Genomic DNA, 14,543 nt, shown 5'->3' on the forward strand with positions numbered 1-14,543 from the left:
CGGCCCGCGCGGAGGCAGAACCTCCGGCGCGCCGGGCGCGTCACCCGGGGCATGACCCCGTACGTGACACCCCGCCGCCGGGGAGCCGCGGCCCGGCTCCGCCCTCCCCGCGGGGGCGCGGTCGCGGCCCTCGCCGTCCTGACCGCCCTGGTCCTGGTGGCACACCCCTGGCTGCCCGGCGGGCCGGCGCACGGCAACCCCCGCAGCCTCGTACAGACCTTCCTGCCCTGGACCGCCCTCGCGGTGCCCGCCCTGCTCGCCGCCGCCCTGCTGCGCCGCTCCCGGGGCGCCCTGGCCGCCGTACTGCTGCCCGCCCTGGCCTGGGCGTGGGCGTACGGGCCCGCCCTGGGCGACGGCTCGCGGGGCGGGCCGGCCGACTTCAGCGTCGTCACGCACAACGTCGACGACGCCAACCCCGACCCGGCGGGCACCGCCCGCGCCGTCGCCGCCTCGGGGGCGCAGCTGATCGCCCTCCAGGAGCTGACGCCGCCCGCGCTGGACGCGTACGAGCGGGAGCTGGCCGCGAGCCACCCGTACCACGTGGTGCGGGGCACGGTCGGGCTGTGGAGCACCTTCCCGCTGCGGGACGCGGACGCCACCCCGATCGTGCCGTGGCGGCTCCTGCTGCGCGCCACCGCCGACACCCCGAAGGGGCCGCTCACCGTGTACGTGGCCCACCTGCCCTCCGTCCGGCTGGGCACCGGCGGCTTCGCCACGGAGAACCGCGACGAGGCCGCCCGCAACCTCGCCGCCCGGCTGCGGGAAGGGCCGGGCGGGCGGACCCTGCTGGTCGGGGACTTCAACGGCACCACGGACGACGGCGCGCTCGCCCCGGTGACGCGGGGCTTCACCGCCGCGCAGGAGGAGGCGGGCGCCGGCTTCGGCCTCAGCTGGCCGGCCCGGTTCCCGGTCGCCCGGATCGACCAGATCCTGCTGCGGGGCGGGCTGACCCCGGTCTCGGCGTGGACCCTGCCCGCTACCGCGAGCGACCACCTGCCGGTGGCGGCGTCGCTGCGGTACTGACCGGCAGGGCGCGCAGCGCGTGGAACCTGAAGGTGGTGGTCCACGCCAACTCGGTCGCCGGCACGGCGAGTCGGAGCTCCGGCAGGCCGTGCAGCAGGGCGCCGAGGCCGAGGGTGAGCTGCGTGCGGGCGAGGGCCGCGCCGAGGCAGTAGTGGAGCCCGTTCCCGAGCGCGAGGTGGGCCTTGTCGGCGCGGGTGACGTCGAAGCGGTCCGGGTCCGGGTACCGGGCGGGGTCGCGGTGGGCGGCGCCGAGCGAGAGGAGCACGGTGTCGCCGACGGGGACGCGTACGCCGCCGATCTCGACGGGCTCGGTCGGGAAGCGGCGGATGGCGGTGTGGTTGGCGAGGGAGTGGCGCAACAGCTCCTCGACGGCCTCGGGCATGAGCTCGGGCTTCCGCCGCAGCAGGTCCGCCTCCTCGGGATGGGTGAGCAGGGTGAACAACCCGTTGCCCAGCAGGTGCTGGACGTTCTCACTGCCCGCCATGAGGATCAGGAAGGCGAGCGAGACGAGTTCGTCCTCGCTCAGCCGGTCGTCGACGTCGCGGGCGGCGATCAGGCCGGACAGGACGTCCGCACCCGGCGCGGCGCGCCGCTCGGCGACCAGTGCGGTGAAGAACCGGTGGATCTCCCCGACGGCGCGGGCGAGTTCCTCGCGGCCGGCCGGGTCGAGCATCGTCAGGACCCACCCGGAGAACCGCTCACGGTCCGCCTCCGGGACGGCGAAGAGGTCGCCGATGACCTTCAGCGGGAGCGGCCTGGCGAACTCGGCGACCACGTCGGCCGTCCCGTCCTCCGCGACCCGGGCGGCGAGCCGGCCGGCGAACAGGTCCACCGCGGCCCGGATCGACGTGCGCATCCCCTCGACGTGCCGGGGCGTGAACCCCTGCGCGACCAGCCGGCGCAGCCGCAGGTGGTCGTCGCCGTCCATGTTGAGCAGGTTGGCGTCGAGCGCCGGCGGCAGCGCGAACCCCTTGAACCCGTCCCCGGCGTGCCGCTTGTCCACCGACAGCCGCGGATCGGCGAGCCCCCGGCGCACGTCGGCCTCGTGCGTGACCAGCCACACCGCCGACCCGTCGGGCAGCGCGACCCGGTGCACGGACCCCTGCGCGCGCAACCGCGCGTATACGGCGTACGGATCGTCCCGGAACCCCTCCCCGAACGGCTGCGGCAGAACCCCCACGTCAACGCCCCCGGCCACGACACCCCCACCCCTCGCCGACGGCCCCGCGCACGCCGGATCATGGACCCAGGTTAAGAGGCGCCACCCGCACCCCACGATCCGCTAGGCTGTTGAGCGGTCAGCCGAGGACCGGGCCGCAACACCGGGCCGGGTCCGGGCAGTCCCGCCTTCGTAGCTCAGGGGATAGAGCACCGCTCTCCTAAAGCGGGTGTCGCAGGTTCGAATCCTGCCGGGGGCACGTGTGCGGAGACCCCCAGTCCGGTGTGGCTGGGGGTCTTCGGCGTTCGGGGCGGCGGGGGGTCAGCTGAGGCCTCTGCTGCGTTCGCCGATGCGGTCGCCCTGGGGGGTGCCGGCGCGCTTGAGGGCCGCCTTGGTGTGGGCGCCGCCCTTCACCTTGCTGCGGACCGGGCCCTCGAAGCCGTGGGCCTGGGTCCGGGGCTGCTGGAGGCGGTCCGTCGCCTTCGCGATGGCCGTCTGGACGTCCTGCTTCTTCTCTTTGCTCATCCCGTCGTCAACTCCCTCGGGAAGCACCCAATCGGTTCACATCGGATTAATGGGATCGTATGCATAGATTAGGCCCGATGCACCTGGATCAGGGGGCGGGGAAGGGGACCGGCTGTTCCGGGCACGGCGTGCCGCGCGGGAGCTGGTACTTCGCCGAGACCCGGTACTCCCCCGGCGCCGGGGCCAGCAGCTCCGTCCAGACGTCCCCGGCGGCGTCCGGGGCCGCCTTGGACAGGCAGCCGGACGTGTTCGCGTCCCGGGGCGGCGCTACGGGCTTCCCCGCGCCGTCCACCAGGCCCAGCCACGGGGAGTGCGGGATCCGCACCAGTACGCGGCCGGGCGCCGAGACCTCCAGCACCAGCTGGTCCGCGCCCGCCCGGACCACCCGCGCGGGCCCCGAGACCAGGCTCGCGGGGGCGTCCACGCGCAGCAGCCGCCAGTTCTCGTCGCCCCACACCTGGCTCAGGTACGGCAGGCCCCCGCGCACGAGCGCCGCCTCCGCCTCCCCGCCCGAGTCGGGCTTGTCGGCGGGCAGCACCACGTAGTGCACGGCCCAGCGGTCCAGCCAGTCCCGGTAGCTCTCGGCGGTGAGGGTGTCGTCGTAGAAGAGCGGGTTGCGCTCGAGGTCGGCCTGCCGGTTCCAGCCGCGCGCGAGGTTCACGTACGCGGGGAAGGCCGAGGACTCGCGGTGGCTGCTGGCGGGGACCACCTCGACCCGGCCCCGGTCGGCGCCCGCCTTGCCGAGCTGGTCGACCAGCGGGGCCAGCTCGCGGTTCCAGGCGGCCACCGGGGTGGTGCGGACGACGTCGGTGACGCTGTTGGTGGTGATCCAGGCGGTGAGCCCGGCGAAGGCCAGCAGCAGGGCGTACCGGCGCCGGGTGCGCGGGGCCGCGTACGGGAGGGCGGCGAGCAGCACCGCCCCGCCGAACAGCATGACCAGCCGGGTGACGTTGGAGCCGACCTGGGAGTCGATCGCCCAGGTCAGGAACACCCCGAGGGCGTACACGGCGGCGGCCGTCCGGACCGTCCGCCATGTTTTCGGGACGAGGAGGGCGACGGCCAGGCCGAGGAGGAACGGCAGGCCGGCCGAACCGATCCTCATCGGCTGCGTCCCCGAGAAGGGGAACAGCCACGCCGACAGCCCCACGACCGCCACCGGGGCCAGCCCGAGGGCGTACGCGCCCGGCCGCCGCCGGCTCAGGAACAGCGCGGCCGCGACCACCCCGAGGAAGAGCCCCGCCACCGGGCTCGCGGCGGTCGCCAGCCCGGCCAGCGGCGCCGCGACGGCGGCCTTGGCCCAGCGCCGCCGGGCCCACCTGCGGGGCCAGCAGAAGACGGCGGCGACGGCCCCGAGCGCGAAGAGGGTGCCGAGCCCGAAGGTGACCCGGCCCGAGAGGGCGTTGCACAGCAGCCCGTAGACCCCGGCCAGGGCCGGCCACAGGGGGCGCCGGACGGCTCCGCGGCAGCGGGTGAGGATCAGCGCGAGGAGCCCGGCCGAGGCGGTGCCGGCGATCATCATGGTGGTCCGGACGCCGAGCACGTGCATCACGTACGGCGACACCACGCTGTACGAGACCGGGTGCATGCCCCCGTACCAGGCGAGGTTGTACGCCGTGTCGGGGTGCCGGCCGACGAACTCCGCCCACGCGTCCTGCGCGGCGAGGTCCCCGCCGCTGTTGGCGAAGCAGAAGAACCAGACGACGTGCAGGGCCGCCGCCGCGGCGGTCGCCACGAGCACCGGGTGGCGGTGCGCCCAGCCGGGCGTGCGGCGGGGCGGGCGCGCGGGCGCGCCGGGGCCGCGCGGCGGCTCCGGCCGGCCGGCCGGCGCCCCCGTCTGCTGCTGCTCGGCTGTGGTCACGGACGACACCCTCTCGTACGACTGCCAGGACGTGGCACGGCGCCCCGGGGTTGCCCGGGGCGCCGCGCCGCGCCCGCCAGTCGTCAGCCGATCCGGGTCAGCTTGCTGCCGAAGCCCGGGGTCTCCAGCGCGCGCTGGAGCGCCACCGGCACCTTGACCTGGCTGGCGCCGTCGCCGACGGTCAGCACGCCGACCTGGGTCCCGGCCTTCGCCGACTCGGGGATCGCGGTGCCGCCGTCGCCGAGCTTGATGTCCACGGTCAGCGAGGACCAGCCGACGGCCTGGACGTCGGCGGTGGCGACGACCGGGGTGTGACCGCCGAGGCCGTCGTCCACGTAGCCCACGACCTGCCCCTTCTTCACGACGGGCGCGCCCTGGACCTCCTTCTGCGTGGCGATCAGCAGGGAGCGGCTCTGCGCGATGACGGTGTCGATGATCGGCGGCTTGTGCTGCCCGAGGACGGCGCCGACGAGCAGCTGGTTGGTGTCGCCGACCTTCTTCTGCGCGGCGAAGAGGAGGTTTCCGCCGGCCTTGGTCGTCGTACCGGTCTTGATGCCGAGGGAGTCGTTGAACGGGACCAGACGGTTCCAGTTCTGCCAGACCTTGCCGGTCTGGTCGGTCCAGGCGGGCATGCGGGTGATGTCCACCAGCGCCGGGATCTCGACGATCTTCAGGCCCAGCTTCACCTGGTCCTCGGCGGTGGAGACCGTGGTGGCGTCCAGGCCCGAGGGGTCGGTGTAGGTGGTGTTGGTCATGCCGAGTTCCTTGGCGGTGTCGTTCATCTTCTTGACGAACGCCTCCTGGGAACCGGAGTCCCAGCGCGCGAGGAGCCGGGCGATGTTGTTGGCCGACGGGATCATCAGGGCGGCGATCGCGTCGTACTCGGAGATCTTCTCGCCCTCCTTGACCGTGTTGAGGGTGGACTCGTTGTCCGACTTGTCCTTCTGGCCCTCGGTCTCGGCGGTCTTGTCGACGTCGATCATCGCGCCCTTCTCACCCTTCTTGAAGGGGTGGTCGCGCATGATGATGTACGCCGTCATCGACTTCGTGACGCTCGCGATCGGCACCGGCTTCTGCTCGCCGGAGCTGCCGATGGTGCCGAGGCCGGCGGCGGCCATGGAGGCCTGGCCCTCGGTCGGCCAGGGCAGGTTCGGCGCCCCGCCGGAGAAGGTGTACGTGGCCTTCGCGGTCAGCTTGAGCTTCGGCGCGGGCAGCGGGCGCACCAGCTGCACGACGGCGAGCACGATGACGAGGAGCAGCACGAGCGGGGCGTAGATCTTGACCCGCCGGACCACGTTCCGCATCGGGGTGGGCGGCGGGGGCGGGTTGTTGGTGAGGTCCGCCAGCATGTCGAGCGGCGGCCGGGGCGGCAGCGGCTGCTGGGTGGTCCGCTCGCTGGGGTCCAGGCTGGGCCGGGCCGGCGGGGGCGGCGGCGGGGTGGGCCGCACCGGGGGCTTGGCGGCCGGGGCGGCCTCGCCCTCGCCGCGCAACGGTACGAAGGTGCTGACGCGGCGGTCGCTGTCGCCCTTGCCCGCGGCGCCGGTGCCTGCGGCGCCGGGCGTGGGGGAGGGCTTCCCGGGCGCGGCGGTGCCGGGGCCTGCGGCGCCGGGGCGGTCCGTGCCGGGCTTGGCCGTGCCGGTGCCTGCGGGGCCGGGGCGGTCGGTGCCGGGCTTGGCCGTCTCGGGCTTCGGGGCGGCGGACTTCCCGGTGTCCGGCTTGACCACGCCGAACGCGGTGGTGCGGGTGTCGGCGGCGGGCTTGCCGGCCGGCTTCCCCTTCTCCGCGTCGGGCGAAGCGGAACCGGGCTTCACGGCGCGGAAGACGGCGGTGCGCTCACTGTCGGAGTCCGCCGGGGGCGCGGCGGGCTTCCCGGCGGCCGCCGAGCCGGAACCCGGCTTCACCGCACGGAAGACTGCGGTGCGCTCGCTGTCGGAGTCCGCCGCGGGTGCGGCCTGCTTCTCCGCCTTCTCCGCCTTCTCCGCGTCCGCGGACGGCTTTTCGGGCGCGGAACCGGAACCCGGCTTCACGGTACGGAAGACGGCCGTGCGCTCGCTGTCGGCGGCGGCCGTACGCGGGTCCCGGCCCGGCTTCGCGGCGGACTTCTCCGCGTCCGCGGACGGCTTCTCGGCTTCGGCCGAAGCGGAACCCGGCTTCACGGTACGGAAGACGGCCGTGCGCTCGCTGTCGGCGGCGGCCGTACGCGGGTCCCGGCCCGGCTTCTCCGCCTCGGGAGCGGGGTCCGACGTCACGACACCGAACGCGGTGGTGCGTACGTCCCCCGACGGCTTCGCGGCAGCGTCAGGCTTCTCCGCCTCACGAGCGGGGTCCGGCTTCACCGCGCCGAACGCGGTCGTGCGGACGTCCCCGGACGGCTTCGCCGAACCCGAACCCGGCTTCTCCGGCTCCGGAGCGGGGTCCGGCTTCACCACGCCGAACGCGGTCGTGCGGACGTCCCCCGACGGGTTCGCGGCAGCGTCAGGCTTCTCCGAGGGCGCCGAAGCGGAGGCCGGCTTGTCCGCCTCAGGGGCGGAATCCGGCTTCACCGCGCCGAACTCGGTCGTGCGTACGTCGCCGGACGGCTTCGCGGAAGCGGAACCCGGCTTCTCCGGCTCCGGAGCGGGGTCCGGCTTCACCACGCCGAACGCGGTGGTCCGTACGTCCCCCGACGGCTTCGCCGAAGCGGAACCCGGCTTCTCCGGCTCCGGGGCGGGGTCCGGCTTCGCCGTGCCGGACGCGGTGGGGCGGGCGTCGCCGGACGGCTTCGCGGGAGCGGAGGGCTCCTCGGAGTCCGCCGAAGGGGAGGCCGGCTTCTCGTCGTCCCGCGGAGCGGACTGGCGGACCACGCCCGCCGCCGGGGTCTTCGGGTCCACCCGACCGGGGGACGGGCGTGACGGGGCGGACCCGGAACCGGACTCCGCGTCCTCCGTCCGCTCACCCGGCTCGTCCGCCGCGACCCACGCCGCCACGGCCTCCTTCAGCGGGTCTCGCGGCTGGAAGACCGACAGCCTCGGGTCCTGCTCCCCGGACGCTCCTTCATCTACCGACTTGTCGGGGGACTCGCCCGCCACCGTTCCTCCTCGATCGCTGTCCGGTCACTGTCCGAACCGTCTAACAGTGTCCCGTCTAGGGGGCATCGCCCAACCGCTAGACGAGAACGACATAGCTACTGGTTCCCGCCCAAAGCGAACAGGCACTCTCGACAGATGAATGTGAGAGGCGTCACCCTGTCACTCATCCACGCGGGGAGGCATGGATGGGCAGGAGCCGCAGAACAATTCCGGAGGAGCTTCTGCTGCTCGCTTTGGACCCGGCCACGGGTACCACGGCGCAGCCGCAGTCGCTCGACCTCGGCCTGGCCGGGGCACAGCTAGTGGAGCTGGCTCTGGCAGGACGGATAGCCCCTGACGGGGATCGTATCGCCGTGGTGATGCCACGGCCGACAGGAGATCCGACTCTGGACTCCGCACTGGAACTGCTGCGCAGGCGCGGCAGCCCGGTACGGGCCGTCCACTGGATCGGCGGACCCCGGCTGGGGCTCCGCCAGATTTACCTCGCGCACCTGGAGCGCTGCGGCATGGTGCATGCCGTCGCGGGACAGATGTGCGGGGTGCTGCCGACGACTCGCTACCAGGCGACCGACACGGCGATCAGCCGGGAGATCCGTGCCCGGCTCGACAACGCGATCCGCACCGGCGTACCGCCGGACCCGCGGACCGCGGCGCTCGCCGCGCTGGCCCACGCGGTCGGTCTCGGCAAGCACCTGTACCCCGGCAACGAGGGGCGGTCGTCCAGGTCCCGGCTGCGGGACCTGATCCGGCACGACCCGATGGGCGGTCTCGTCGCGCACGCCGTGATGGACGTCCAGAACGGCGTGGCCGCACAGCCGCGCCGTGACCGCGCCGCGCTGCCGCAGCCGCAGCCGGCCGTCCGGGCCACGGCGAGCGGCGCTGTTCCGCTGCAGCCGCGCCGGACGGGTGCGATGGCCCGCGCGGCCGCGCACTGAACCAGGGGTACGCGTACGACCCGCACGGCCCGCCACACCCCTTGACCCACCGGCGGGGCACGACCCACGGAAACGCTGATCCACCGATCCACGGATCCGCAGCTCCACCAGATCCGCCAGATCCACCAGATCCACCGACACCGCGGCCGGAGGTCCCCCAAGACCCGGTCCCGGAGCCGCCCGCGCGGGGTGGCGAGGCCGACGAGACGGCTTCGCCACCCCGCGTGCCGCTTTCCCGCGTTCCCCAGCGCCGTCGCACCCTTCGGTGGCACTCTGCTGAACACCAGACACTCAGCGAGACAGCGACAGAAGAAGGCGGAGGTGCCGTCCACGTGGCGTCCAATGTCAATCCCACCGTCCGACGCCGCCGACTGGGCATGGAGTTGCGCAAACTCCGCGAGGACAAGGGCATGACGGCCGAGCAGGTCGCCGAGCGCCTCCTCGTCTCCCAGTCCAAGATCAGCCGTCTGGAGAACGGCCGCCGGTCCATCAGCCAGCGCGACGTCCGCGACCTGTGCGAGGTGTACGAGGTCGAGGACCCCCGGCTCGTGGACTCCCTCATGCAGATGGCCAAGGACTCCCGCCAGCAGGGCTGGTGGCACGCCTTCGGCGAGATCCCCTACAGCGTCTACATCGGCCTGGAGACGGACGCGGCGAGCCTGCGCACCTACGAGCCCCAGATGGTGCCCGGCCTGCTCCAGACGCCCGAGTACGCCCAGGCGCTCATCCGCGGCGCGCTGCCCGAGACGGCGCCGGCCGATGTGGAGAAGCGCGTCCAAGTGCGCATGCACCGCCAGAAACGGCTGTCCGAGACGGAGAACAACAACCCGGACGTCGGCCCGCTGCGCCTGTGGGCGGTCATCGACGAGGCGGCGCTGCGCCGGCACGTGGGCGACCCGCAGTTGATGGTCCGGCAGCTGGAGTTCCTGATAGAGCAGTCGCAGCAGCCGTACATCACCGTGCAGGTGATGCCCTTCACGATGGGCGCCCATCCGGGAATGAACGGGCAGTACGCGATTCTGGAATTCCCGGACGCCTCGGACTCGACGGTCGTCTACATCGAGGGCGTGACGAGCGACCTGTACCTGGAGAAGGCCAACGACGTCCAGAAATACAGCGTGATGTACGAGCACCTGCGCGCCCAGGCCCTCAACGTGGACCAGACCCGGCAGTTCATCTCCGAGATCATCGAACAGCACGCGGCGAAGGCGAACTGAGCGCCGGGGGCCAGCACGGTACACCGTCGATCCCCGGCCACAGAAGGCCTGAATGGAATATGCCACCCGGTCGAGTGAATGCTCCCTTCGGCCATCGGGAGCTGCCGGTAGCGTCGATCACGTCGGCCTGGGAAATCCCCGGCCGGCACGCAACCGGAACTACTCGCTGAACCGGAGAAGAACATGGCTATTCGTCAGGGCGGCACGGAAAACTGGACCAAGTCCTCCTACTCCGGCGGGAACGGTGCCTGCGTCGAGGTCAAGTCCCCCGTCACGCAGGCCATCGCCGTCCGCGACTCGAAGGTGCAGGACGGTCCGTCCCTCACCTTCGCGCCGGGCTCCTGGACTTCCTTCGTCACCGGTGTGGTCGAGGGCGGACTGGGGCGCCTCGCCTGAACCGTCGGAACCCCCCACACAGCAGAACCCCGTACGGAGCCCTCTCGACCGGCCCGCCGTCCTGGCCGAGGGGGCTCGGCCGTGTCCCGCACCGCTCGGCCGTCGCCTCCGACCGCCGCCCGCCGTCAGCCGCCCTCCGACCGCCGTCAGCTGACCGCCGTCAGCGCAGCCGGTCCACGTACCGGTCGGTGCCCGGCACCGTCGGGACGAACGGCGCGACCAGCTCCACCCGCCCCAGCCCCGACTCGGCGACCTCCGCGTCCAGCCCCTCGAAGCGGTCCCAGCAGGTGCGCGGGTCGGCCTCCAGGAACCACAGCAGCGTGAGCCGGGTGTCGACCCCCTCGACCTGCTTGACGTAGGTCATCCGGTCGCCGGGCAGCGGCGTCGGCCGGAAGACCGTCACCATCGCCGCCGGTGAGCCGTGCAGCCGGCGCGGCAGCGCCCTGGAGCGCAGCCACTCCAGCAGCTCCGCCCGCCGCCCGGGCCCGTCGGCGTCGACGACCTGGAGGACCAGCCCGGCGTACGGGTGGTCGAGCGCGTGGAAGTCCCGGGGGCCGGCCGCCCCGTCGCGGTAGACCGTGGCCTCGTGGTCCTGGAAGGCCGTGAAGACGTGCGTGCGGTCCTGGTAGACCCGGCCGTCGCGGCCCAGGCGCTTGTTGATGCCGACGGTCCACTTCATGTGCTCGTCGTAGCGGCCCTCGGTGACCCAGTACGTCGACAGGTAGCAGCCCGCGGTGACGGGCTGGGCGACCGCCGACTTCTCCGGGTAGCGCAGCTCCTGGAGATCGCGGGTGGCCACCCAGCGCCTGCCGGCGTACATCCAGGGCATGGCCATGGCGCCGGCGTAGTAGTGGTCGTCCTCGTACCAGCGGTTGTACGCGTACTCGTGGCCCGGGTGCGGTTCCACCATGGTGATCAGGGCGTGGCCGGGGCGGACCCCGTACGGGCCGACGGCCGCGAGCTCCGCGTAGTCGCCGGCCCGGGTGTCCTCTCGTTCCCGCTCGTCTCTCGTCATGGCACCGGTCTATCTGATGTTCCGTCAGTTGTGGAGGGTGCGTGCGGTGTTCACCCCTCGGAAAGGTAGGTGCCCTCTACAGCTTTCGCCGTTAGGCTGCGGCCACCCGCCACCGAAGGAGCCGACCCATGCCCCCGAGCAGCACCGCCTCCACCCCCGCCGCCGGACTCCCCGCCTTCGCCGCGCGGGCGCGCGGTGTGGCCGGCTCGCCCGTACGGGAGATCCTCGCGCTCACCGAACGCCCCGGGGTGATCTCCTTCGCCGGCGGCCTGCCCGCGCCCGAGCTCTTCGACACCGAGGGCCTGCGCGCGGCGTACGACACCGTCCTGAGCGGCGCGGGAGCGGCCCGCGCCCTCCAGTACTCCACCACCGAGGGCGCCCCCGAACTGCGCTCGGCCGTCGCCGCCCGGGCCGCCGCGCGGGGCCTGGCCACCTCGGCGGGGGACGTCCTGGTCACCACCGGCTCGCAGCAGGGGCTCACCCTCCTCGCCGCCACCCTCCTGGAGCCCGGCGACACGGTGCTCGTGGAGAACCCCACCTACCTGGCGGCCCTCCAGTGCTTCGCCCTGGCCGGGGCCCGCGTCATACCCGTGCCCTGCGACGGGCAGGGCCTGCTGCCCGACGCCCTCGCCGAGATCACCGCCCGGGAACGGCCCAAGCTGCTCTACACGATCCCCACCTTCCAGAACCCGACCGGCCGCACCCTGCCCGGGGACCGCCGGGCCGAGGTGGCCCGCACCGCGGCACGGCTCGGGCTGTGGCTGGTGGAGGACGACCCGTACGGCGACCTCCGCTACGAGGGCGCCCACGAGCCCTGGATCGCCGCCCACCCCGGCGCCGAGGACCGCACCGCCCTGCTCGGCAGCTTCTCGAAGGTGATGGCCCCGGGGCTGCGCCTGGGCTGGCTGCGCGCACCCGCCGCCCTGCTCCGCGCGGCGGTCGTCGCCAAGCAGGCGGCGGACCTGCACACCTCGACGGTGGACCAGCTGGCCGCCGCCCACTACCTCGGCGCCCGGGACCTCGACGCCCACGTGGCGCGGGTCCGGGACGCCTACCGCGCCCGGCGCGACGCCCTCCTCTCGGGGCTCGCGGAGGCGCTCCCGGCGGGCTCGGAGTGGAACCGCCCCGAGGGCGGCATGTTCGTGTGGGCCCGCCTCCCCGAGGGGTACGACGCGGGGTCCCTGCTGAAGTCCGCCGTCGGGCACGACGTGGCGTACGTGCCCGGGGCGCCCTTCTTCACGGGCACCCCGGACCCGCGCACGCTGCGGCTGTCCTTCACCACCCACACCCCGCAGGAGATCGCCGAGGGCCTGGACCGGCTGCGGCGCGCCCTCGGCTAGCCGGCCGCGTACAGCTCCTCGATCTCGGCCGCGTAGCGGCGGGCGACCTCCGCGCGGCGCAGCTTCAGCGTCGGGGTGAGGGTGCCGGCGCCGACCGACAGCTCCTCGTCCAGGACGCGGAAGGCGCGGATGCGGGCCGGGCGGGAGACGGTGGCGTTGGCGGCGGCGACGGCCTCCGCCACCAGCTCCCGTACCGCCGGGTGCGCGGCCGGGGCCGGGCCGAGGTCGAGGGACTCACGGGCGGCCCAGGCGGCGACCTCCCCGGCGTCCAGGGTGATCAGGGCCACCGGGTGGGGGCGGCGGTCACCGATCAGGACCGCGCGCGAGACGAGGCGGGAGGCGGCCTGGACGGCGAACTCCACCTCGGTCGGCGTGATGTTCTTGCCGGCGGAGGTGATGATCAGCTCCTTCTTGCGGCCGGTGAGGGAGAGGAAGCCGTCGGCGTCCAGTTCGCCCAGGTCCCCGGTGCGCAGCCAGCCGTCCGGGTCCAGGGCGCCGGCCGTCGCGTCCGGGTTCGCGTGGTAGCCGGGGAAGACCATCGGCCCCCGGGCGAGCACCTCGCCGTCCGGGGCGATCCGCACCTCGCAGCCCGCCACCGGCCGGCCCACCGTGCCGTACCGGACGGCGCCCGGGTGGTTGAGGCTGATCACCCCGGCCGACTCGGTCATCCCGTAGCCCTCGAACACCCGTATCCCGCAGGCGCGCAGGAAGTCGAGGGTGGCCGGGGCGATCGGGGCGCCGCCGGTCAGGGCCCACCGGAGCCGGCCCCCGAAGGCGGCCCGGACCAGGGCGTAGAGGGAGCCCTCGGCCGCCTCCCACGCCGGGCGCAGCTCCGCGGGCAGGGCCCCGTCGGCGGCGAGCACGCCGAGCCGGACGGCCTCCTCGAAGCGTTCCCGGCCGCCGTCGCGGCCCTCCGCCAGCCCCAGCACCACCGCGTGGACCTTCTCGAACAGCCGGGGCACCGACGGCAGGTGGGTGGGCCGGGCCTCGGCGAGTTCGGCCACCACGTCCTCGATCCGGCCCCCGAAGTAGCACAGCTCCCCGCCCTGCAGCAGGGTGGTGAACTGGATCAGCTGCGCCAGCAGGTGCGCCAGCGGCAGGTAGAGGTACGTCGAGTCGCCGGGCCCGCCCTGGACGAGCGGGAGGGTGGCGTCCTGGACGGCGCCGAGGTTGGCGTGGGTGAGCCGGCAGCCCTTGGGCAGGCCCGTGGTGCCGGAGGTGTAGACGATCGCGGCGTCCGCCGCGGGGGTCACGGCGGCGGCCCGCGCGGCCAGCCGGGCGTCGGCGGCGGCCGCGTCGCCCGCGCTTGCGGTGTCCGAAGCGCTCGCGGGGTCCGAAGCGGCCGCGCCGCCCGAAGCGCTCGCAGGGTCCGCGCTCGCGCCGCCCGCGCTCGCGCCGCCCGTACTCGCGGCGGCCGTACTGGCGACGGCCGTACTCGCGGCGGCCGAGCTCGGGGCGCCCGTACTCGCGGCGGCCGAGCTCGGGGCGCCCGTACTCGCGCCGCCCGTACTCGCGCCGCCCGCGCTCGCGGCGGTCGTGCTCGCGGCGGTCGGCGGGATGCCGGGCGCGGCCATGCGGACGACCGCCCGCAGCGCCGGCAGTTTCGGGCGCAGCGCCTCCACCCGGGCCGCCTGGGCCGCGTCCTCGCAGACGGCCACCACCGCCTCGGAGTCGGACAGCACCCAGGCCAGCTCCTCCTCCCCCGCCGTCGGGTACACGGGCACCAGTACCGCGCCCGCCGCGAGGATCCCGAAGTGGGTGTACGTCCACTCGGGCCGGGTCTCCGCGAGCACCGCCACCCGCTCCCCGGCCCGGACGCCCAGCCCGAGCAGGCCGCGCCCGGCGGCGCGTACGGCGGCGCCGAGTTCGGCGTACGTACGGCTCTCCCAGCCGTCGCGGCCCGGGCCGCGGAAGCGGAGCGCCGGGGCGTCCCCGTACCGCTCCTCGGTCCACTGGGTGAACACCGCCAGCGTGCTCGGACGACCGTCCATCGCTTGCCCTCCCGGG

General features: G+C 74.2%; 11 protein-coding genes and 1 tRNA gene. 6 read left to right on the top strand and 6 right to left on the bottom strand.

What is annotated here, in order from left to right; translation table 11 throughout:
• Positions 1-51 precede the first annotated feature (51 nt).
• A complete protein-coding gene (locus tag D1J60_RS14875; protein ID WP_125821422.1) occupies positions 52-1,023 on the top strand; it encodes an endonuclease/exonuclease/phosphatase family protein in 972 nt (323 codons plus the stop codon).
• Here D1J60_RS14875 and D1J60_RS14880 read toward each other — a convergent pair.
• Positions 977-2,203: a cytochrome P450 gene (locus D1J60_RS14880; protein WP_241253274.1), complete on the bottom strand. Its 1,227-nt coding sequence runs from the start codon at positions 2,201-2,203 to the stop codon at positions 977-979. The genes D1J60_RS14875 and D1J60_RS14880 overlap by 47 nt on opposite strands.
• A 165-nt stretch (positions 2,204-2,368) precedes the next feature.
• On the opposite strand from D1J60_RS14880, the gene D1J60_RS14885 reads away from it, so the two are divergent.
• Positions 2,369-2,441 (top strand) — tRNA-Arg (locus D1J60_RS14885).
• 62 nt (positions 2,442-2,503) lie between these two features.
• On the opposite strand, the gene D1J60_RS14890 is transcribed toward D1J60_RS14885, so the two are convergent.
• The 3 genes from D1J60_RS14890 to D1J60_RS38635 all read right to left on the bottom strand — a co-directional run bounded on the left by D1J60_RS14890 (position 2,504) and on the right by D1J60_RS38635 (position 7,633).
• Positions 2,504-2,707 (bottom strand): hypothetical protein, encoded by a 204-nt coding sequence (locus tag D1J60_RS14890; RefSeq protein WP_241253275.1) that lies wholly within the window; start codon positions 2,705-2,707, stop codon positions 2,504-2,506.
• A gap of 88 nt (positions 2,708-2,795) precedes the next feature.
• Positions 2,796-4,445, bottom strand: coding sequence for an MFS transporter (locus D1J60_RS14895; RefSeq protein ID WP_241253564.1), 1,650 nt, complete (start codon positions 4,443-4,445; stop codon positions 2,796-2,798).
• A 203-nt stretch (positions 4,446-4,648) separates the two neighbouring features.
• Positions 4,649-7,633, bottom strand: a complete 2,985-nt coding sequence (locus tag D1J60_RS38635) for a hypothetical protein (RefSeq protein WP_277607496.1) — start codon at positions 7,631-7,633, stop codon at positions 4,649-4,651.
• 185 nt (positions 7,634-7,818) lie between these two features.
• On the opposite strand from D1J60_RS38635, the gene D1J60_RS14905 reads away from it, so the two are divergent.
• The 3 genes from D1J60_RS14905 to D1J60_RS14915 all read left to right on the top strand — a co-directional run bounded on the left by D1J60_RS14905 (position 7,819) and on the right by D1J60_RS14915 (position 10,181).
• Positions 7,819-8,568 carry a GPP34 family phosphoprotein gene (locus D1J60_RS14905; RefSeq protein WP_125821424.1) on the top strand — a complete coding sequence of 250 codons (750 nt, stop codon included), beginning with the start codon at positions 7,819-7,821 and terminating at the stop codon, positions 8,566-8,568.
• Between the two features lie 332 nt (positions 8,569-8,900).
• Positions 8,901-9,785: a helix-turn-helix transcriptional regulator gene (locus tag D1J60_RS14910; RefSeq protein WP_125821425.1), complete on the top strand. Its 885-nt coding sequence runs from the start codon at positions 8,901-8,903 to the stop codon at positions 9,783-9,785.
• 183 nt (positions 9,786-9,968) lie between these two features.
• Positions 9,969-10,181 (top strand): DUF397 domain-containing protein, encoded by a 213-nt coding sequence (locus tag D1J60_RS14915; protein WP_125601481.1) that lies wholly within the window; start codon positions 9,969-9,971, stop codon positions 10,179-10,181.
• Positions 10,182-10,341: 160 nt separating this feature from the next.
• Here D1J60_RS14915 and D1J60_RS14920 read toward each other — a convergent pair whose 3' ends face one another.
• A complete protein-coding gene (locus tag D1J60_RS14920; RefSeq protein WP_125821426.1) occupies positions 10,342-11,196 on the bottom strand; it encodes a hypothetical protein in 855 nt (284 codons plus the stop codon).
• A gap of 128 nt (positions 11,197-11,324) precedes the next feature.
• Between D1J60_RS14920 and D1J60_RS14925 the strand changes: the two genes are divergently transcribed.
• A complete protein-coding gene (locus tag D1J60_RS14925; protein ID WP_125821427.1) occupies positions 11,325-12,536 on the top strand; it encodes a PLP-dependent aminotransferase family protein in 1,212 nt (403 codons plus the stop codon).
• Here the strand turns inward: D1J60_RS14925 and D1J60_RS14930 are convergent.
• Complete coding sequence (locus tag D1J60_RS14930; protein ID WP_125821428.1) at positions 12,533-14,527, bottom strand: AMP-dependent synthetase/ligase; 1,995 nt, start codon at positions 14,525-14,527, stop codon at positions 12,533-12,535. The two genes, D1J60_RS14925 and D1J60_RS14930, sit on opposite strands and share 4 nt — an antisense overlap.
• Between the last annotated feature and the right edge of the window lie 16 nt (positions 14,528-14,543).

Origin of the sequence: Streptomyces sp. W1SF4 (assembly GCF_003950035.1) — a bacterium.
GTDB classification, from domain to species: domain Bacteria; phylum Actinomycetota; class Actinomycetes; order Streptomycetales; family Streptomycetaceae; genus Streptomyces; species Streptomyces racemochromogenes.

What these genes read in the sequence shown, in the direction of transcription:
- D1J60_RS14875 (WP_125821422.1), top strand. Translation starts at nt 52, where the DNA reads ATGACCCCGTACGTGACACCCCGCCGCCGGGGAGCCGCGGCCCGGCTC.
- D1J60_RS14915 (WP_125601481.1), top strand. Translation starts at nt 9,969, where the DNA reads ATGGCTATTCGTCAGGGCGGCACGGAAAACTGGACCAAGTCCTCCTAC.
- D1J60_RS14905 (WP_125821424.1), top strand. Translation starts at nt 7,819, where the DNA reads ATGGGCAGGAGCCGCAGAACAATTCCGGAGGAGCTTCTGCTGCTCGCT.
- D1J60_RS14930 (WP_125821428.1), bottom strand. Translation starts at nt 14,527, where the DNA reads ATGGACGGTCGTCCGAGCACGCTGGCGGTGTTCACCCAGTGGACCGAG.
- D1J60_RS14890 (WP_241253275.1), bottom strand. Translation starts at nt 2,707, where the DNA reads ATGAGCAAAGAGAAGAAGCAGGACGTCCAGACGGCCATCGCGAAGGCG.
- D1J60_RS14920 (WP_125821426.1), bottom strand. Translation starts at nt 11,196, where the DNA reads ATGACGAGAGACGAGCGGGAACGAGAGGACACCCGGGCCGGCGACTAC.
- D1J60_RS14925 (WP_125821427.1), top strand. Translation starts at nt 11,325, where the DNA reads ATGCCCCCGAGCAGCACCGCCTCCACCCCCGCCGCCGGACTCCCCGCC.